Source organism: Methylobacterium sp. 22177, from assembly GCF_052045615.1.
GTDB lineage: Bacteria > Pseudomonadota > Alphaproteobacteria > Rhizobiales > Beijerinckiaceae > Methylobacterium > Methylobacterium radiotolerans.
Genome location: NZ_JBQEPK010000025.1, coordinates 25,324 through 43,193, shown reverse-complemented (window position 1 = coordinate 43,193; position 17,870 = coordinate 25,324). Strand labels below are relative to the sequence as shown.

The following is a 17,870-nucleotide window of genomic DNA, read 5'->3' as shown; positions in this document are numbered from 1 at the left end:
CTGCTGGCCCGTCGACGCGAAGGGGCGCGGGTCCCCTCTCCCGTGCGGGAGAGGGACAGGGTGAGGGGTGCGACCGCTCCGGAAAGACCTGATCCCTCACCCCAACCCTCTCCCGCACGGGAGAGGGAGCGCGTCGCGCCCCGGCCCCGGCGGCCTGCCCAGAACCGGCGAGGCCCGGGGGCGGAGGGCGAGAGAGACGCGCGGTTCCGGCGCCGCTACGCCATCGTGATGTAGTCGCGCAGGGCCTGGTGCTCGGCCTCGACGGTGGCGATCTTGCGCGCCACCACGTCGCCGATCGACACGAGGCCGATCAGCCGCCCGTCCTCGCAGACCGGCACGTGGCGGAAGCGCCCGTCGGTCATCAGCGTCATGACCTCCTCGATCGTCGCGCTCCGGCCGCAGGTCGTGACCTCCGCGGTCATGTGCGCCGAGACCGGCGCGTCGAAGGCCGAGCCGCCGTGCCGGGCGAGCGCCCGCATGATGTCCCGCTCGGAGATGATGCCCGCCACCGTCCCGTCGGCCTGGGCGACCACGAGGGCACCGATGCGCTTGTCGGCGAGGATCTGGATCACCTCATCGAGGGTCTTGTCGGGGCCCACGGTGACGACGGAGCTGCCCTTCTCGGCGAGGATGCGTGCGACGGTCATGGCTCTCTCCCTATGTGACGCGTCCGGTGCGCCGTCAGCCCGCGGCGCCCTGATGGCGTTCTCGGCCGGGTTGGCCCGGCTCGTTCACATTGTGGCGAGTGTGTGACCGATCCGGCCGGATGGCAAGGTGCCGGGCGCCGGGGCCGGGACTCAGTGCCGGCGCGGCTCCCGGGGATCCACCAGGGGGAACAGGAAGAAGCCCGCGATGAAGCCGCCGAGATGCGCGTCCCAGGCGATGGCGGCGTTCTCGCCGACGAGCGGCACGCTGACGAGGCCGAAGAGCAGGTTGGTCAGGAGCCAGATCACCAGGAACGACACCGCGGTGCGGTTGCGCAGCAGCTCCGGGATCGTCTCGGCGGGCCGGGGCGGCGGCACCTGCCAGGCCGGCGCGCCGTAGCCGGAGACCGGCGGCTGGAACACGAACCGGGCGGCGGCCGCCATCAGGGCGGAGATCCCCGCCGAGGCGCCGACCAGCGGTCCCGCGCTCAGCGGGTCGATCAGGATGTGGAGAAGCCCGCCGGCCGCCGTGCCGGCCAGCGCGAGCACGCACCAGCGCAGGGCGCCGCAGCGGCGCGCCACCGGGGCTCCGAAGGCCGCGAGCCAGACGCTGTTGAAGATCACGTGCATCCACGAGCCGTGCAGCAGCCCGTAGGTGACGAGCGTCCAGGGCTGGAGCGCGTGCTCGCCCACGATGTAGCGGGCGAAGGCCTCGCGGGCGGCCTCCAGGCCGGGATCGCCCGTATCGGCGGCGGCGCGGATCACCTCGGAGGCCCGGCCGGGATCGAACCAGAGGGTCCAGCGCGCCGGCACCAGCGCGAGGTCCAGGACCAGGCGGATGTCCCAGGTGTCCGGCAGCAGGAACTCGCGGACCGCCTGGATCGCCAGGAGCAGCCCGATCGACGCGGTGACGATGCCCGGCATGTTGAACACGGGCACGCGGCTCTGCCGCGGGAAATCGGGGGAGGCATCCATCGCGGCACCATGTCGGGGTGCGGCGCGATGGGGCAAGCCCCGGCGACGTATTGAAGCTCGCGAAGACCGGCCGGATACCGGTCCGCCACACCGGACCGGCCCGTCTCCGAGCCGGATCCACCGCGGGCAACCGCGGCGCGCCCGGCAGGGTGCGACGATTGTGTCGCCGGCCACGACGCGCTACCCCCCGCCCGGTGCGTCGCCGGTGGCCCGGCGACGCGCGGGTGCGGGGCCGGCACGGCCCGTGCGCCCGGACGCGGTGAACGCCCGGATCGGCCGGTCGCATCCCCGCGGATGTGCCAGAATGATCCGGGGATGAACCACAGGCGTTGAGAATCGGGACACCGATGAAGCATCCCACCAGCCGCATGCTCCATGCCTATTGGGAGCGCCTGCGCGGAGAACGGGCCGCGCCGGAACGCGCCGAGATCGAGCCGGGCGAGATCCGGCACCTTCTCGCCGACAGCCTGATCCTGGAGCTCGACATGCCGAGCCGCTCGGCGAGCATCCGGCTCGCGGGGACGCGGGTCTGCGCCCTGTACGGCCGCGAGCTGAAGGGCGAGCCCTTCGCCCGGCTGTGGGGCTCCCGGGCGACGGATCCGTGGCGGATCGTCGAGATCGTGGCCAGCGACACCCTCGGCGTCGTGGCGGGCCTGCGCGGGACCAACGCGGCCGGCGAGGCGGCGGATCTCGAACTCCTGCTCCTGCCCCTGCGCCACCGCGGCCGGACGCAGGTCCGCGCCCTCGGCACCCTCAGCCTCGACGGCGCGCCGCACTGGCTCGGCCTGCGCCCGCTGGTGGAGGCCGAGACCACCTCCCTGCGCATCCTGCCGAGCCGCCGGACCGAGCCGGTCCCGCCCGCCCGCACCGCCGTGCGCACGAGCGCGGGCTATCCCGGCCCGGTCCGCCACGGCCACCTCCTCGTCCATGCCGGCGGGCGCGCCTGAGGACCGTATTCGTCCAAGGTTACGCCCGGGCCGCACCGGCCAGTTCGATCGAATCAGCGCGCGCGCCCGCGGAAATCTTCGGCGCACAAGTCGATCGCGCGCGCCGCGACGGCGCTCGATAGTGGATGTTTCTACAAGGCCGATAGACCGCGAGACAGGAAAAAAGGGTTTCGTAACAGTCCGCGCCTAGTCTGCACCGGCCATTCTCACGGCGCAGGACCAAACTCGGAATGATCGCGGTCGCGGCCACCGCTGGAACTGATCTGCGCGGCCTCGCCGCCGAGCCGGCGCGCGGCGCCGCCGACCAGCGCCGCCACCAGCGCGTGCGGGTCGCCGTGCTCGGCCGCTACATGCTGGCCGACCGCCGGGAATATCCCTGTCAGACCGTGGACATGTCACCGGGCGGCGTGCGGCTGACCTGCGCGGTCAAGGGCGAGGTCGGCGAGCGCGTGGTGCTCTACCTGGAGCATATCGGCCGGATCGAGGGCGTCGTCGCCCGCACCTGCCCGGACGGGTTCGCGGTCCAGCTCAACGCCACCTCCCGCAAGCGCGACAAGCTCGCCTCCCAGCTCACCTGGCTGGCGAACCGGGAGATGCTGGGCCTGCCGGAGGGACGCTCGCACGAGCGCCTCGTGCCGACCAACACGGCGGTCGTCCTGCGCGTCGAGGGCGGCCGCGAGATCCGGGCGCGCCTCATCGACATCTCGATGTCGGGCGTGGCGATCTCCTGCCCGGTGCCGCTGCCCCTCGGCGCCGCCGTCACGGTGGGCAGCACGCCGGGACGGCTGGTGCGCTACTTCGAGGGCGGCTTCGGCGTGCAGTTCCTGCTGCCGCTCTCCCCCGACCGCTTCCACGCCGGGATGACGCTCTGACGCGCCTCCGGCCGGACCGGCCCGCGGTCAGATCTTCTTGGCGAGCTGCGCGGCGACCTCGTCGGCCGGCCGGGTCAGGTCGAGGGCGCCGACGAAGCGGTTCTGCGCGTCCATGACGTAGACGAGCGCGGTGTGCTCCATCGTGTAGTCCCCGTCCTTGGCCGGAACCTTGCGGGCGTAGGCCCGGTACGCCTTCTCGGTGGCGGTGACCTGCTCGGGCGTGCCGGTGAGGCCGGTGATGCGCGGGTCGAAGCTCGACAGGTAGGTCTTGAGGCTCGCCGGATCGTCCCGCTCGGGATCGACCGTGACGAAGGCGACCCGCATGGTCTTGCCCTTCGGGCCCAGGGCGGCCAGCACGTCGGAGATCTGCTGCAGGGTGGTCGGGCACACGTCCGGGCAGTGGGTGAAGCCGAAGAACACGAGGTGCGTCGCGCCGGCGAAGTCGCGCTCGGTGACGGTGCGGCCGTCCTGGTTCACCAGCGTGAACGGGCCGCCGACGCTCGGCACGCCCACCGGCGCCTTGTCGGGCAGGAACGCGAACACCGCCGCCCCGGTGAGGCCGACGAGGCCGAGGCAGAAGGCGACAAGCGGGACGAGGGCGCGGCGCATGGGACGGGTTCCGACCTCCGGGGGAGGCCGGCACAGCACACAACGGCGCGCGGAGGCAAGCCGGCGCGGTGCCGCCGGCCGCCCGGCGCCGCGCCGGCGCGACCGCTACGGCTTCGACGCCGGCTCCCCCGCGGGGCTCGCCGGGGCGGCGCCCTTCGGCGGCTCCTTGCCGAGATAGACGTATTCCGGCGCCGCCCGGAGCTGATCCTTGGTCGTGTCGATCCGCGCCTGGAGGGTCTTGCCGTCGGTGCGGTCGAGCTTGAGCACGGACGGGTCGACCGCGACGTATTTCGAGCCGATCCCCAGGAAGCCGCCGACCCCGATGATCCAGGCCTTCACGGCGCCCTTCTGGTCGAGGACGAAATCCGCGATCTGCCCGATCGTCTCGTTGGCGCCGTTGACGACGCTGGAGCCGATCAGCTTGCTGGCGACCATGTCGTCGGGGGTCTGCGCCACGAAGGTCGGGCGCAGGTTGTCGGCCATGGTGGCGGGCGCACCGGGAACCGGGGTCGCGGCGCTGCCGCCGTCCGGCTTGGCGCCGTCGGTCTGCGCCGAGGCGGTGGCGAGGCCGGCCAGCAGGAGGGCCGAGGCGAGGAGCGGGGTGCGCATCGGAGCAGGTCTTTCAGAGAGGCCGAACACGGGGTGGCGCCGCCTCAAGGTTCTGGCGGGGCTTAAGTTCCGCGCGGTCTCGGCGCCGGCCGGGGATGCCGCGGCGGTTTGCCGGCTGCGCGTCGGCGCGGCGCGCCTTTGACGGCCGGGCCCGCGCCCCGCACAAGGCCGGCGCCATGCTCCGCCTCGCCCTCTACCAGCCCGACATTCCCCAGAACACCGGCACGATGCTGCGCATGGCCGCCTGCCTCGGGCTGGCGGTGGAGATCGTGGAGCCCGCGGGCTTCGACGTCTCGGACCGCCACCTGCGGCGCTCGGGCCTCGACTACCTCGACCACGTGGCGATCACCCGGCACCGCTCCTTCGCGGCCTTCGCGGCGTGGCGGGCCGAGGCCGGGATCCGGCTCGTCCTCGCCACCACGGCGGGCGCCGTGCCCTACACGGACTTCGCCTTCCGTCCGGACGATTGCCTGATGGTCGGGCGCGAATCCGCCGGCGTGCCGGAGGCGGTGCACGCGGCGGCCGACGCGCGGATCGTGGTGCCGATCCGGCCGGGCCTGCGCTCGCTCAACGTCGCGGTCGCGGCCGCGATGATCGCTGGCGAGGCCCTGCGTCAGGTGGGCTGACCGCCGCCGAAGACAGCGCGCACGATGACGGCTTCCCGCCGTTTTCGCGAGCGGATGGAAGCGATCCAGGGCCGCGCGCCCTCCGTGACCGGGGCGCCGGCTGGCTTGCTCGGCTCCGCTCGCAAGGACGGAAACCGCAACGGATCCCGTTCCGCCGGCTTGGTAGGACGTGGTCTACCTTCCGACTGGAGAGACGCGCCGCCGCATGGACGACACCGCCTTCACGCCTTCCCGGCGCCACGCCGATCTCGGGCCCGCCTTCTTCGATCCCGTCACCCCGGCCCGGTTCCCGCGGACCATCCTGCGCTACCGCAATCAGGCCTGGGCGGAGCGGGTCGGCCTGGGCAACCTGTCCGACGAAGCGTGGATCGCCCATTTCGGCCGGTTCGAGCCCTTACCGGGCAGCTTCGAGACGCCGCTGGCCCTGCGCTACCACGGCCATCAGTTCCGCTCCTACAATCCGGACCTCGGCGACGGGCGCGGCTTCCTGTTCGCGCAGCTGCACGACCGGCTGGACGGGCGCCTCCTCGACCTCGGCACCAAGGGCAGCGGCACGACGCCCTGGTCGCGCGGGGCCGACGGGCGGCTCACCCTCAAGGGCGGGGTGCGCGAGGTGCTGGCCACCGCCCTCCTGGAGGTGCAGGGCGTCTACACCTCGAAGAGCTTCAGCCTGATCGAGACCGGCGAGGACCTCGTGCGCGGCGACGAGCCCTCGCCGGCGCGCTCCTCGGTGCTGGTGCGCCTGTCCCACGGCCATATCCGCATCGGGACCTTCCAGCGCTTCCTGGCGCTCGGCGAGCCGGACAACATCGCCCGGCTCCTCGACCACGCGATCGCGACCCACCGGCCGGAACTCTGGCGCGACGGCGCGGAGGATCGCGCCGTCGCCTTCCTGGACGACGTGGTCGCCCGGGTCGCCCGGATGGGGGCGCAGTGGGCGGCGGCCGGCTTCGTCCACGGGGTGCTCAACAGCGACAACATCAACGTCACCGGCGAGAGCTTCGATTACGGGCCGTGGCGCTTCCTGCCGCACTTCGACCCGGACTTCACGGCCGCCTACTTCGACGAGACCGGGCTCTACAGCTTCGGCCGCCAGCCGGAGGCGCTGTTCTGGAACCTCGCCCGGCTCGCCGACTGCCTGCTGGTGCTGGCCCCCCAGGCGCGCCTCGAAACCGCCCTCTCGAACTTCGGCCCGGCCCTGCAGGAGGCGTTCGCCGAGGCGCTGTTCCGCCGGCTCGGCCTCGCCGCGGCGCCGCGGCCGGAGACCGACCGGCTGGTCTCGGCGGTCTGGCGGTTCCTCGCCGAGACGCGGGCGCCCTTCGAGCGGTTCTTCTTCGACTGGTACGGCGGCCGCGCCAGCGCCGGGCGGGCGGAGGCCGGGCCGGCCGCCGCGCAGTACCGGTCCGAGGCCTTCGCGCCGGTGCGGGCCGCGCTGGAGCCACTCGCGCCCGCCCCGGGGGCGCGGCTCGACCACCCCTACTTCGCGGAGGCGCCCTGCACGCTCCTGATCGACGAGGTGGAGGCGTTGTGGGCGCCCATCGCCGCGGCCGACGACTGGTCCCTGTTCGAGGCCAAGCTCGAAGCGGTGGCCCGGATGGCCGAGGCCTGCGGGACGGTGCCCGCCTCGGCCTGAGCGGCCTCCTCCTCGGCGAGTCGCCGGCGCTCCTCGGCGTAGCCCCCCGCGATGGCGAGATCGACCAGGCGCCGGGTCAGCCGGAAGGCCAGCCAGAACAGGGCGAGGCAGAGCAGGGTCGCTGCGGCGGCCTTGAGCGGGTCCACGGGGTTGCTCCGGTGATGTCTCCTCGGGCGGAGCGGTCCTCTTAGGGCCGCGGCGGGCCGCGGGGCAATTGGCCTTCGTGCCGAGATCGAGCCTGCGGCGCGGCGCCCAGGAATCGCCGCGCGGCGCCCCGACAGCGCGGCGCGGTCAGCCCGCGCGGGGCGCCGAACCCGGTATCCGACCGGAACATGCTATGGCGGCCGCCGGCCGGATCCCGATATCCGGCGCTGAACGTCCCTCGATCAGGCGGATACCCGTGCGCGAGACCTTCCACATCGAAGTCCTCGGACCGGAGCCGGACGAGATCCAGACGCGGATCTCCGTGCGGGTCGGCAGCCTGGAGAGCGCGCAGGAACGGGCCCTGCGGCTGTTCGCCCGCGCGCGGGTGCCGCAGCGCTCGGGCGAGCCGGCCGAGGCCGTCCGGGTGATCGACGGCGCCGGCCGCGAGGTGTTCTATCGGACGCGCTTCGACGTGGGGGATTGAGGCGTCCGGAGCCCGCCGATGCGCACAGCCCTGATCCTGCCGATCCTCGTCCTCGCGGCCTGCGCGCTGTTCCTGCGCAGCTACACCCTGCCGCCGGCCCCGGACCGCCGGGGCGGCACCACGCTCCTCCTGACCTGGCCGAACCGCCCGGCCTTCGGCAGCCCCCGGGCCGACTGCCTCGCCGGACCGCCCGACGGGCCGGTCCTGCCCTGCCTCGTCGCCTCCGTCGCCCGGGCGCGCGACGACGGGTACGCGCTGCTGCAGCTGCCGTTCTGCGCGACCTGCTACGACCTGTCCGGGCGGATCGCCGTCATGGGCCGCGACGCGGCGGCGACGCGGGCGCGGCTGGAGCAGATCGCCCGCTTCGGATGGTGACGCGGGCCCGGGCGACGCCCTCCCGGGCCCGCTCCAGGATCCGGGCCACCGGGAACAGCGGATCGCGGCCCGCCTCCACCAGGAGATGGGCGATCGGCCGGCGCGCGGACCAGAAGGTGGTGCCGAGGGCGAAGCCCGGCGGCGCGCAGGAATCGATCCGGTCGATCGGCCAGTCGCCCGCGGCCACCGCCTCGGTCAGCCGGTGGACGAGCTGGACGCCCGGCGCGGTCTCCGGCCGCGTCTCGTCGTTGGCGATCTTCAGAACCCAGGCCTCCCGGCCGGTGACCGGCAGGATCAGGGAGGCCAGGAGCCGGTCGCCCCGGCGCAGGCGCGCGATCCGCACGCCGTCCGCGGCCCCGCGATCGGCCCCGAGATCGGCACTGAGATCGGCCAGCGCGGCGCGCAGGAACGCGACCTCCGCCGGCCGCTGCGCCAGGCTCGTGCCGGCCTCCCCCTTCCAGCCGGCGGCCTCGAGGGCGACGTGGGCCTCGAGGGCCGGGCCGAGGGCGTCGGGCGCGGCGAGGATGTCGAAGGTCACGGGCCCCGCAGCCTCCAGCCGCGCGCGGGCGCGGCGGAGCTTGCGGCGGCGCTGCCCGGAGAGGTGCCCGAGATAGGCGGCCCGCGCCTCTGGCCCGAGCCCGGTCAGGTCGAGCAGCCCGCGGTCGTGCGGCCAGAAGGCGGCGCGGCGCCCGCCCCGCGCCGCCAGGAGCTCCGGCAGGGGGCCGTCGGCCGGGGCGTTCGGCAGGAGGAGGCGCGGCGGCAGGCCGAGGGCGCCCGGCGCAGCGAGCAGCCCCGCCAGGGCGGCCTCCGGGGCGGTGCCGTCGAGGAGCGGCGCCCCGAACGGGGCGTAGCCGTGAGTCCAGCCCATGAGCAGCGGCAGCGGCACGCCCCAGCGGCGGCGCGACGGCCGGAACGGCCAGGCGGCGACGAGCCGGGCCCCGGCGGCCTCGGGGGGCCGGTCGGCGACGAGGAGGAGCCGGACGCCCGCCCCGAACGCGTCGCGGGCCGCCAGGGCGTAGCCCGCCTCGTAGAACGGGTTGCGCACCAGGCTCGCCCGGCCCAGGGCCCGCCAGGCCGGGACCCAGGGCGCCGCCCCGTCGAGGGGCCGGACCGCCGCCACGAGCCCGCCGGGAAGCGCGGCCGTGTCCGATGGGGTGCCTGACGCGGGGCCTGCCATCGCGGGACCGTCAGGCCGCGAGGCGGTGACGGATCGCGCCGGCGAAGCCGAGCACGTCGTAGCGCCACGCCGTCACCCCGGCGGCGGCGGCGAGCAGGACGAGGCGCAGGGCCTGCCCCGGCGGCATCAGCCCGCCGGGGACCAGGGCGATGCCGGCATTCACCGCGCCGCAGGCCAGCGCGATCCCGGCGATGCCGGCCATGTCGGCGAGCGGCAGCGGCATCGTCGTGCCGGTCCGGCGGGCGCCGAGCACCAGCACGAGGCAGGCCGCGCCCTGGCCGCCCGCGAAGGCGAGCGCCGCCCCGGCGGCGCCGAAGCGCGGGATCAGCAGGAGCGACAGCGCGGCGACGGTGGCGAGGGTCGCGAAGGCGGCGGCCGCCTCCAGGCCGCTGGAGCGGGCGAAGTAGATCACCTGCCCGAAATAGTAGGCGCGGAACATCATCAGGATGCTCGCCAGGATCAGCACCGGGGCGAGCTCGCGCGCCTCGGCCCGGTAGTCGGGCCCGAGCAGCACCGCCACGACCAGATCGTCGAAGCACAGGAAGAACACCGCCCCGAAGGCCGCGATCAGCGTCATGGCCCGGGCGGCGTCGCGCAGCACCCCGGAGGCCGCCGCCATCCCGCCGACCCGCGCCTCGCGCTTGGCGATCGAGATCAGCGACAGGGCGATCGCCTCGCCGAACACGATGAAGCTCTGCTTCAGGAAGTCGGCCAGGGCCCCGTAGGCGCCGAGCCCCGCCGGCCCCACCGTCTTGGCGATGATCAGCCGGTCGAGGCTCTGGGCGAGCGCCGCCGTCCCGAAGGACAGCACCAGCGGCCAGCCGTAGGCGAACAACCGCAGGGCCTCCGCCCGGCTGCCGCGGCCGGGCATCATCGGGGCGATCGTGGCGGCGGCCGGGAGCGACGCCAGGGCGTTCGCGGCCGCCACCGCGCAGGCGAGGTGCAGGGGATCCTGCGAGAGGTGCAGCGCCAGGCTGCCGAGGGCCAGGATCAGGACGGCGCGGCTCATCACCGAGGCCGCCACCGCCCCGGCCCGCAGGCGGGTCCGGGCGATCTCGGTGGAGCCCTCGAACAGGGTGGTCCCGAAGGCCAGCGCCAGGATCGCGGCCGCCATCCGCGCCGGCATCAGGCCGAGGGCGGCGGCGAGCGCGCTGCCGAGCCCGGCGAGGAGCAGCGTGCCGCCCAGGATCCGCACCACGGTGCCGACCTGCGCGGGCTCGCGCGCCTCGTCGTAGAGGGCGAAGAACGCGAATTTCGGCCACTGGCAGGTCGCCCCGTAGAGCACGAGTGCCCAGGACAGGACGTACAGGTAGGTGCCGTAGCTCTCCACCGGCGCGAGCCGCGTGAACACCGCCACGGAGGCCATGTTCAGGGCGGCCGCGAAGCCCCGGGAGCCGACGTAGATCAGGCTGTGCCGGGCGATCATGTCCTAGAACCGGTCAGACGCACCACGACCTCGCACCACGCTGGGACAGACCGGCCCGTGGCGGGAGGTAACGCAGGGACGGCGCGCATGACAGCCCGGCCGTTGCAGGCGGCGTGCCGCCGGCCCTCAGCCCTGGCCCCGCGGGCGGATCAGCGACGTGCCGGTCATCTCGGCCGGCTGGTCCAGTCCCATCAGGTCGAGGAGCGTCGGCGCCACGTCGGCGAGCCGTCCGTCGGCCAGGGTCACGCCGTCGACGCCGACGAGCGCGGCGGGCACCGGGTTGAGGGTGTGGGCGGTGTGGGGCTCGCCGGTCTCGGGATCGCGCATCATCTCGCAATTGCCGTGATCGGCGGTCACCAGCAGCGCCCCGCCCTGGGCCGTCACCGCCTTGACGACGCGGCCGAGGCAGGTGTCGACGGTCTCCACCGCCTTCACGGCCGCCGCGAGGCTGCCGGTATGGCCGACCATGTCGGGGTTGGCGAAGTTCAGGATGATGAGGTCGTAGCGCCCGGAGCCGATCGCCTCCACGGCGCGGTCGGTGAGCTCCGGCGCCGACATCTCCGGCTGCAGGTCGTAGGTCGCGACCTTCGGCGAGGGCACGAGGACCGCGTCCTGCCCCGCGAAGGGCTCCTCGCGGCCGCCGTTCATGAAGTAGGTGACGTGCGGGTACTTCTCGGTCTCGGCCATGCGCAGCTGCGCGCGCCCGGCCCGGGCCACGGTCTCGCCGAGGCCGTTGGGCAGGTCGAGGGCCCCGAACAGGGTCTCGGCGAAGGCGTCGATCTCGACGCTGTACTGGACGATCCCCAGGGCGGCGGCGAACCGGACCGCGCGCGCGCGCTCGAAGCCCGCGAAGGCCGGGTCGAGGAGCGCCTCCAGGATCTGCCGGGTCCGGTCGGCGCGGAAGTTGAAGCTCAGGATGCCGTCGCCGTCCCGCATGCCGGCATAGTCGCCGATGATCGCGGGCGGCATGAACTCGTCGGACACGTCCTGCGCGTAGGACGCGGCGACGGCCTGCCCGGCCCGCTCGAACCGGGTTCCCCGCGCCTCCGTGAGGGCGTCGTAGGCTCTCTGGACCCGCTCCCAGCGCCGGTCGCGGTCCATCCCGAAATAGCGGCCGCACAGGGTGGCGATGCGGGCGCCCTTCGGGAGGGCCGCCTCGACGTCGGCGATGCAGGCGGCGGCGGAGCGGGGCGGCATGTCGCGCCCGTCGGTGAAGCCGTGGAGCCGGACCGGGATGCCAGCCGTCGTCAGCGCGCGCGCCAGCGCCACGGCGTGGTCCTGGTGCGCGTGGACGCCGCCGGGCGACAGCAGGCCGACGAGGTGGCAGGTTCCCCCCGACGCGCGCAGCGCCTCGATGAACCGGATCAGGGCCGGGTTCCGGGCGAGGGAGCCGTCGGCGACCGCCGCGTCGATCCGCGGCAGGTCCTGCAGGACCACCCGGCCCGCCCCGATATTGAGGTGGCCGACCTCGGAATTGCCCATCTGACCCTCGGGCAGGCCGACATCGGCGCCGAAGGTCTTCAGCCGCGCCCGGGGACGCTCCCGCATCAGCGCGTCGAAGACCGGGGTCCTGGCCTGGTGGACGGCGTTGTCGGCCACGGCGTCCCGCAGACCCCAGCCGTCGAGGATCACGAGCATCACGGGACGCGGGGTACTGTCGGGCACGGTCACAACTCTCCTGGGCTGCCGCGCGCGGCGCGCGGCCGGTCTCCGGGCCCTCTGCGCGGCCGGATCGTTGCGCGTGTCGATAATCGCCTTGGCCGCGCGAGACCACCGCCCCGAAGGGCCAACGGGCGACGGATGCGTGAGAGCGTCGGGCTTCTGACACGCCTCGTCCGCGCCCCGAACAGGCCGGGCGCGCGGACGACGGGGCCTCAGCCGGTCAATTGACGCGCGCCGCGTCGGATCCCGGCGGCAGGCCGAGCAGGCGGCGCTTCCGGCGCAGGGCGGCCCGGAACAGCGTCCGCCGGTAGCCCGGGTAGGACAGGAACCCCGCCGCCCAGGACAGGTGCATGGTCACGGCCGCCGGGCCGCTCATCACCAGGACGGGCTCCCGCGCCTTCAGCGCCAGGGCGAGGCCGCTCAGGGCGCAGCCTCCGGCATAGAGCAGCAGGGGAAGCAGCAGGGCGGGCATCAGGGCCGCCAGCGGCAGGGCCGCGACGGCGTAGAGCAGGACCAGGGCCGGCAGGATCTGGCGCGGGCGCGGCAGGCTGGCGTGCTTCTCGAGGGTCCGCGCGCAGCCGCGCCCGTAGTGGAGGTACTGCCGGGCGAGGCTGCCCAGGCAGGCGCGCGGGAAGTACGTGATGGCGAGTTCGGCGGCGAGGTAGATCCGCCCGCCCGCGGCGCAGAGCCGCCGGTCGAGTTCGGCATCCTCGTTGTGGGTGAAGGTCTCGTCGTAGCCGCCCACCCGCAGGAACTCGCGCCGGTCGAAGACCGCGTGATGGCCGTGGGCGACGTAGCCCGAGATCCCACCCTGCCGGTGGGCCGAGCCGCCGTTGCCGAGGCGGCTGTTCTGCGCGGCCGCGATCGCCCGCTGCAGCGGTGTGACCCCGACGGTCCGGAGCGGCACGACCACCGAGACGGCCTCGCGCAGGCGTATCGTGCCGACGAGATTCTGCACGAACCCCTCCGGATAGACGGCGTGGCAATCGGCGCGGACGAGGTAGGTGGAGGCGGGATGCGCCAGCCGCGCGGCGAGATTGATCGCCGCCGCCTGGATGCGGCGCTCGTTGTGGACGAGCCGGATGCGCGGGTCCCGGACGCTCAGGGCGGCGACGATCGCGCAGGTGTCGTCGCGACTGCCGCCGTCCAGCACCAGCAGCTCGCAGGCGATCGCGTCCCGGTCGGGCAGCACCGACGCGATGGCGTCGGCGATGTGCGCGGCCTCGTTCAGGGCCGGCATGGCGATCGTCACGAGCGGAGCGCCGGCGGCGCTCACGGGGTCCTGCATGGCGGTTCTCCCGAAACCTGGCCCCGGTCGCCGGCCGATCAGAGCCGGTCGTCCCGGACGGGGACCGGCGCCGCGCGCGGCGCCCCCCGAGGTCTCATTTGACGTGATTGGCTACGATTACGGTCGTTGATCACAACCACCACTTCAGTCGGCCGGACCGATACGACGAAAGGTGTAATTCGGACCGCTGCACCGCGATGATAGCCCGTTCCGGCGGGACGACCGGGCGGCACAACTTCCGATTCGCACCGAGTCCCCCGAGCTCGACCACGGGCTCAGAGCGTCATGCGGGACCGCCTCGAATGATGAAATCTCTGGATGCGCTTGCCCTCGGCACGTCGGAGCGCGGGCCGGCCGAACAGCGGACCGACCCGTCGACGCTGCGGGTGACCGAGATCGCGCCCGACGACCGGATCGTCGCCTTCGACGCGGTCGGCCTCTGGCAGTATCGCGACCTGCTGCGCGTCCTGATCCTGCGGGACCTGAAGGTGCTCTACCGGCAGACCGCCATGGGCGCCTCCTGGGCGATTGCGCAGCCGCTCTTCACCGTGCTGATCTTCACGGTGATCTTCGGGCACTTCGCCAAGATCCCCACCGACGGCGCCCCCTACGCACTCTTCGCCGGCAGCGCGGTCGTCCTGTGGACGTACTTCTCCGAGGCGGTGCGGCGCAGCGCCAACGGCCTCGTGGCGGAGGCCGAGCTCATCCGCAAGATCTACTTCCCGCGGCTGGTCATCCCGCTGGCGACGGTGGTGTCGCCGATGGTCGACTTCGCCATCGCCCTCGGCGTGCTGCTGGCCCTGATGGCCTGGTACGGGGCGGTGCCGGACTGGCACCTCCTCCTGGCCGTCCCGACCCTGATCGTCACGGCGATGCTCGCCCTCGGGGTGAGCCTCTGGCTCGGGCCCGTCAACGTCCGCTTCCGGGACATCAAGCACACGCTGCCGTTCCTGATCCAGATCTGGATGTACGCCTCGCCGATCGTCTACGCGTCGAGCATCGTGCCCGCCTCGGTGCGCTGGATCTACGCGCTCAACCCGATGGTCGGCCTGATCGAGGCGTTCCGCTTCGCCATCCTGGGCGGCACGCCGCCCGACGTTTTCGCGGTCGCCGTCTCGGTCACGGCCGCGCTCGCCCTGCTCGTCAGCGGACTGATCTTCTTCCAGCGCATGGAGCGCTCCTTCGCGGATGTAATCTGATGTCGATGGCAATCAGCGTACAGGATATCGGCAAGCAGTACTGGCGCGCCCCGCGCGCCGCGCACCAGAACTCGCTGCGCGACGCGCTGAGCGAGGGCGTCCGCGGCCTGGTGACCCGCCGCTCCGCCGCCCGCCCATCGCAGGAGAGCTTCTGGGCGCTGAAGGACGTCAGCTTCGGCATCCGGCACGGCGAGAATGTCGGCATCATCGGCCTCAACGGCGCCGGCAAGAGCACGCTCCTCAAGCTCCTGTCGCGGATCGCCGCGCCGACCACCGGCCGGATCCGCCTCGAGGGCCGGGTCGGGGCCCTGCTCGAGGTCGGCACCGGCTTCCACCGGGAGCTGACCGGCCGCGAGAACATCTTCCTCTACGGCTCGATCCTCGGGATGGACCGCCGGGAGATCGCCGCGAAGTTCGACGCGATCGTCGCGTTCTCGGAGATCGGCGACTTCATCGACATGCCGGTGAAGCGCTACTCCAGCGGCATGTATGTCCGGCTGGCCTTCTCGGTCGCCGCGCATCTCGAGCCCGACATCCTGCTCCTCGACGAGGTGCTGGCGGTGGGCGACTACACCTTCCAGCGCAAGTGCATGGACTTCGCCCGACGGCTCCAGGGCAAGGGTTCGACGATCCTGCTGGTCTCGCACAACATGTTCAGCATCAAGACCATGTGCGAGCGGGTGATCTACATCAAGGGCGGCCGCGTCGCCTATGACGGCCCCACCGACGAGGGCCTGACCCACTACGAGCGGGACAGCTACCTCGCCGACACCGCGTGGTTCCGCCCCGACGCCGGCGACCTGCCGGTCCGGATCAGCGACGTGACGATCGCCGACGAATCCGGCGCGCCGCGGACGCTGTTCCGCCACGGCGAGCGGATGCGGATCCGGGCCCGCTACAGCGCCGCGGAGCCGGTCGCCGACCCGCACGTCCTGTTCTCGATCACCCGGTCGGACGAGCTGCTCTGCTGCAATTTCAGCACGCAGGCGGACGGCGCCGGCCTGACCGCCCTCTCGGGCGAGGGCGAGGTGGAGCTGCTGACGCCGCCGCTGACCCTGACCGCCGACACCTACACGGTCTCGGTGGTGGTCCGGCAGCGCGGCTTCGAGCGGCTCCTCGCGGCCAAGATCGGCGGCCGCTTCCACATCGAGCACCCCGTCTTCGCGCCGGACGTCTTCGGCGTGTTCCACGAGGCGGGGACCTGGACAACGTACGGCGCCGCGTCGCAGCGCTGAGGCCCGGAGGGCGTGATGGTCAAAGGCGCGTCGGAACTCTGCCGTGACGGCGATGGGGGAACCGCGGGCGGGACGGCGTCCCGCGCCGGGCGGATCCGGTCGAACTTCGCCGCCTTCGATGCCCGGGTGCGGCACGCGGAGCGCCTCGCGGCAGCCGGCGACCGGGCCGGCGCGGCCGTCGAGACCGCCATCGCGGCGACCCTGGCGGCGCACCGGCACTGCGGCGTGTTCGCGAGCCCGCGCCTCGAACGGTTGATGACCGGGATCGGCCGAACCCTCGACGGCGGCGGCGACGCCCGGCACGGCGCGGGCGCCGACGGGGCCCCGTACCGGCGCGTCCTCCACGTCTGCACGCAGCTCGCCCCGGTGGGCGGCCTCACCAAGATGCTCGCGCTCTGGATCGGCGCCGACCGCGACCGGGTCAACGGCGTCGCCCTGACCCAGCACCGCGGCCCGGTCGACGCGCGGATCACCGCCGCGGTGCGCGAGAGCGGCGGCGGGATCCACCACCTGAACCACCACAAGGGCGACAAGCTCGCCTGGGCGCGGGAGCTGCGCCAGATCGCGCGCGGCTACGACGTCGTCGTCCTGCACATCCACTGCGAGGACGTGGTCCCGCTGATCGCCTTCGCGGATCCGGCGAAGAGCCCGCCGGTCCTGCTCCTCAACCACGCCGACCACCTGTTCTGGATCGGGACGCGGATCAGCCACGCGGTGATCAACCTGCGCGAGGCCGCGCGCCGGCTGGCCGTCACGCGGCGCGGCGTCGATCCGGCCCGCAGCCTCCTGCTGCCGACCCTGATCACCCTGCCCGAGCGCCAGCGCACCCGCAGCGCGGCCAAGCGGGCCCTCGGTGTCCCGGAGGACAGCGTCCTCCTGGTCTCGGTGGCCCGGGGGGCGAAGTACCGCAACGTCGGGGCGGTCACCTACGCGGACCGCCACGTCGACCTCCTCGCGGCGCATCCGCAGGCCCGGCTCATCGTGGTCGGCCCCGGCGAGCGGGCCGACTGGGAACGGGCCCGGGCCGCCACCGGCGGGCGCATCACGGCCCATGCCGAGCTGCCGGACCCGCGGGTCTTCTTCGAGGCGGCCGACATCTACGTCGATTCCTACCCGTTCGTGTCGTCGACCTCGATGCTGGAGGCCGCCGCCTACGGGCTGCCGCTGGTCACGCGCTTCGAGGCCCCCGCGGCGGCGGAGATCGTGGCGATCAACCATCCGGGGCTCGACGTCACGGCCCGGGTCGCCCACGACCAGGCCGCCTACGAGGCCCACCTCACGGCGCTGATCACCGACGCCGCCGCGCGGGACGCCGCGGGCGCCGAGAGCGCCGCCGCGGTCGCCGGCCTCTACGCGCCGGCCGCCTGGCTGGCGGGACTCGACGCGATCTACGCGCAGGCGCGGGCCCTGCCCCGGCTGCCCCCGGAGACCGACGCGGCCGGCCCGGCCGAGACGCCCCATCTCGGCGAGCCGGACCTGCGCCACCAGGACATGTTCGGCTCGGACTTCCCCGTGTCGGAGATGACCAAGAACTACATCGGCATGCTGCCGCTGCGCCAGCGCGTCGCCTCCTGGCTCGTCCTGCGCCGCGCGGGCGACTTCTCCGGCCTCTGGGAACCGGTGCGGCTGCTCCTCCCGGAATGGCTGGTCCGCAACGTGAAGGACCGGTTCGGCCCGATGCGGGTCCGGGCGCAGGTCCCCAGCACCTGAGGCCGCCACCGGGGCCCGGGCGGCCGCAAGTCGGTCATGCGGGGACGGGGCGCGTCGCGACCGGCGACGCGGTCCCCTCGGCCTCGCGCGGCGCCGGAGGCCGGAGCGGTCGTCTCCGGGCCCTCACGGGCGTCCGCCGCGACGGCCCGCGCTTCGCCGGGAGCGGCGGTCGAGCCTCGCAGGACGGCGCGGCCTCCCGGGCGGCGGCGCGCGCCGGGTACGACAGGGACACAGCGAGCGCGCTCCGGCGGCCGG

At 73.8% G+C, this 17,870-nt stretch carries 17 protein-coding genes; 9 read left to right on the top strand and 8 right to left on the bottom strand.

The genetic code is table 11. The features are described from left to right. Positions 1–215: 215 nt before the first annotated feature. Together ACTJK8_RS20975 and ACTJK8_RS20970 are read right to left on the bottom strand one after the other, a co-directional pair. Complete coding sequence (locus tag ACTJK8_RS20975; protein ID WP_012321554.1) at positions 216–647, bottom strand: CBS domain-containing protein; 432 nt, start codon at positions 645–647, stop codon at positions 216–218. A gap of 150 nt (positions 648–797) precedes the next feature. Continuing rightward, positions 798–1,619, bottom strand: coding sequence for a rhomboid family intramembrane serine protease (locus ACTJK8_RS20970; protein ID WP_058606240.1), 822 nt, complete (start codon positions 1,617–1,619; stop codon positions 798–800). 347 nt (positions 1,620–1,966) lie between these two features. Here ACTJK8_RS20970 and ACTJK8_RS20965 point away from each other — a divergent pair, with 347 nt between their 5' ends. Both ACTJK8_RS20965 and ACTJK8_RS20960 read left to right on the top strand, forming a co-directional pair. Continuing rightward, a complete protein-coding gene (locus ACTJK8_RS20965) occupies positions 1,967–2,566 on the top strand; it encodes a PAS domain-containing protein (protein ID WP_012321552.1) in 600 nt (199 codons plus the stop codon). A gap of 230 nt (positions 2,567–2,796) precedes the next feature. Next, on the top strand, positions 2,797–3,438 hold the full coding sequence (locus tag ACTJK8_RS20960) for a PilZ domain-containing protein (RefSeq protein WP_024828689.1): 642 nt from the start codon (positions 2,797–2,799) through the stop codon (positions 3,436–3,438). Between the two features lie 27 nt (positions 3,439–3,465). Here the strand turns inward: ACTJK8_RS20960 and ACTJK8_RS20955 are convergent, their stop codons facing one another. Together ACTJK8_RS20955 and ACTJK8_RS20950 are read right to left on the bottom strand one after the other, a co-directional pair. Beyond that, positions 3,466–4,047 (bottom strand): SCO family protein, encoded by a 582-nt coding sequence (locus ACTJK8_RS20955; RefSeq protein WP_012321550.1) that lies wholly within the window; start codon positions 4,045–4,047, stop codon positions 3,466–3,468. A gap of 105 nt (positions 4,048–4,152) precedes the next feature. Further along, positions 4,153–4,656 carry a PRC-barrel domain-containing protein gene (locus tag ACTJK8_RS20950; protein ID WP_012321549.1) on the bottom strand — a complete coding sequence of 168 codons (504 nt, stop codon included), beginning with the start codon at positions 4,654–4,656 and terminating at the stop codon, positions 4,153–4,155. 176 nt (positions 4,657–4,832) lie between these two features. Here ACTJK8_RS20950 and ACTJK8_RS20945 point away from each other — a divergent pair, with 176 nt between their 5' ends. The 4 genes from ACTJK8_RS20945 to ACTJK8_RS20930 all read left to right on the top strand — a co-directional run bounded on the left by ACTJK8_RS20945 (position 4,833) and on the right by ACTJK8_RS20930 (position 7,918). Then, the gene (locus ACTJK8_RS20945; protein ID WP_024828690.1) at positions 4,833–5,282 is read left to right on the top strand and encodes a tRNA (cytidine(34)-2'-O)-methyltransferase; all 450 of its coding nucleotides are present in this window, start codon (positions 4,833–4,835) and stop codon (positions 5,280–5,282) included. Positions 5,283–5,487: 205 nt separating this feature from the next. Beyond that, the gene (locus tag ACTJK8_RS20940; protein ID WP_440762453.1) at positions 5,488–6,915 is read left to right on the top strand and encodes a protein adenylyltransferase SelO; all 1,428 of its coding nucleotides are present in this window, start codon (positions 5,488–5,490) and stop codon (positions 6,913–6,915) included. A 400-nt stretch (positions 6,916–7,315) separates the two neighbouring features. Beyond that, entirely contained in the window at positions 7,316–7,543 is a 228-nt protein-coding gene (locus ACTJK8_RS20935; protein ID WP_012321546.1) for a hypothetical protein, read from the top strand. An 18-nt stretch (positions 7,544–7,561) separates the two neighbouring features. Continuing rightward, a complete protein-coding gene (locus tag ACTJK8_RS20930) occupies positions 7,562–7,918 on the top strand; it encodes a hypothetical protein (protein WP_012321545.1) in 357 nt (118 codons plus the stop codon). Here the strand turns inward: ACTJK8_RS20930 and ACTJK8_RS20925 are convergent. The 4 genes from ACTJK8_RS20925 to ACTJK8_RS20910 form a co-directional block, all read right to left on the bottom strand. Further along, entirely contained in the window at positions 7,854–9,095 is a 1,242-nt protein-coding gene (locus ACTJK8_RS20925; RefSeq protein ID WP_058606242.1) for a GNAT family N-acetyltransferase, read from the bottom strand. The two genes, ACTJK8_RS20930 and ACTJK8_RS20925, sit on opposite strands and share 65 nt — an antisense overlap. A 10-nt stretch (positions 9,096–9,105) precedes the next feature. Continuing rightward, the gene (locus ACTJK8_RS20920) at positions 9,106–10,521 is read right to left on the bottom strand and encodes a lipopolysaccharide biosynthesis protein (RefSeq protein ID WP_440762452.1); all 1,416 of its coding nucleotides are present in this window, start codon (positions 10,519–10,521) and stop codon (positions 9,106–9,108) included. Positions 10,522–10,647: 126 nt separating this feature from the next. Beyond that, positions 10,648–12,159, bottom strand: a complete 1,512-nt coding sequence (gpmI, locus tag ACTJK8_RS20915) for a 2,3-bisphosphoglycerate-independent phosphoglycerate mutase (protein ID WP_440762472.1) — start codon at positions 12,157–12,159, stop codon at positions 10,648–10,650. A 244-nt stretch (positions 12,160–12,403) separates the two neighbouring features. Further along, a complete protein-coding gene (locus ACTJK8_RS20910; RefSeq protein WP_024828695.1) occupies positions 12,404–13,471 on the bottom strand; it encodes a glycosyltransferase family 2 protein in 1,068 nt (355 codons plus the stop codon). Between the two features lie 305 nt (positions 13,472–13,776). On the opposite strand from ACTJK8_RS20910, the gene ACTJK8_RS20905 reads away from it, so the two are divergent. Genes ACTJK8_RS20905 through ACTJK8_RS20895 form a run of 3 tightly spaced genes read left to right on the top strand, consistent with a single transcriptional unit; the run spans position 13,777 to position 17,615 of the window. Beyond that, on the top strand, positions 13,777–14,670 hold the full coding sequence (locus ACTJK8_RS20905; protein WP_287080956.1) for an ABC transporter permease: 894 nt from the start codon (positions 13,777–13,779) through the stop codon (positions 14,668–14,670). Then, complete coding sequence (locus tag ACTJK8_RS20900) at positions 14,670–15,905, top strand: ABC transporter ATP-binding protein (RefSeq protein WP_029361107.1); 1,236 nt, start codon at positions 14,670–14,672, stop codon at positions 15,903–15,905. Before ACTJK8_RS20905 ends, ACTJK8_RS20900 begins: the two co-directional genes overlap by 1 nt. 15 nt (positions 15,906–15,920) lie before the next feature. Then, positions 15,921–17,615, top strand: coding sequence for a glycosyltransferase (locus ACTJK8_RS20895; RefSeq protein WP_012321538.1), 1,695 nt, complete (start codon positions 15,921–15,923; stop codon positions 17,613–17,615). Positions 17,616–17,870: the final 255 nt, after the last annotated feature.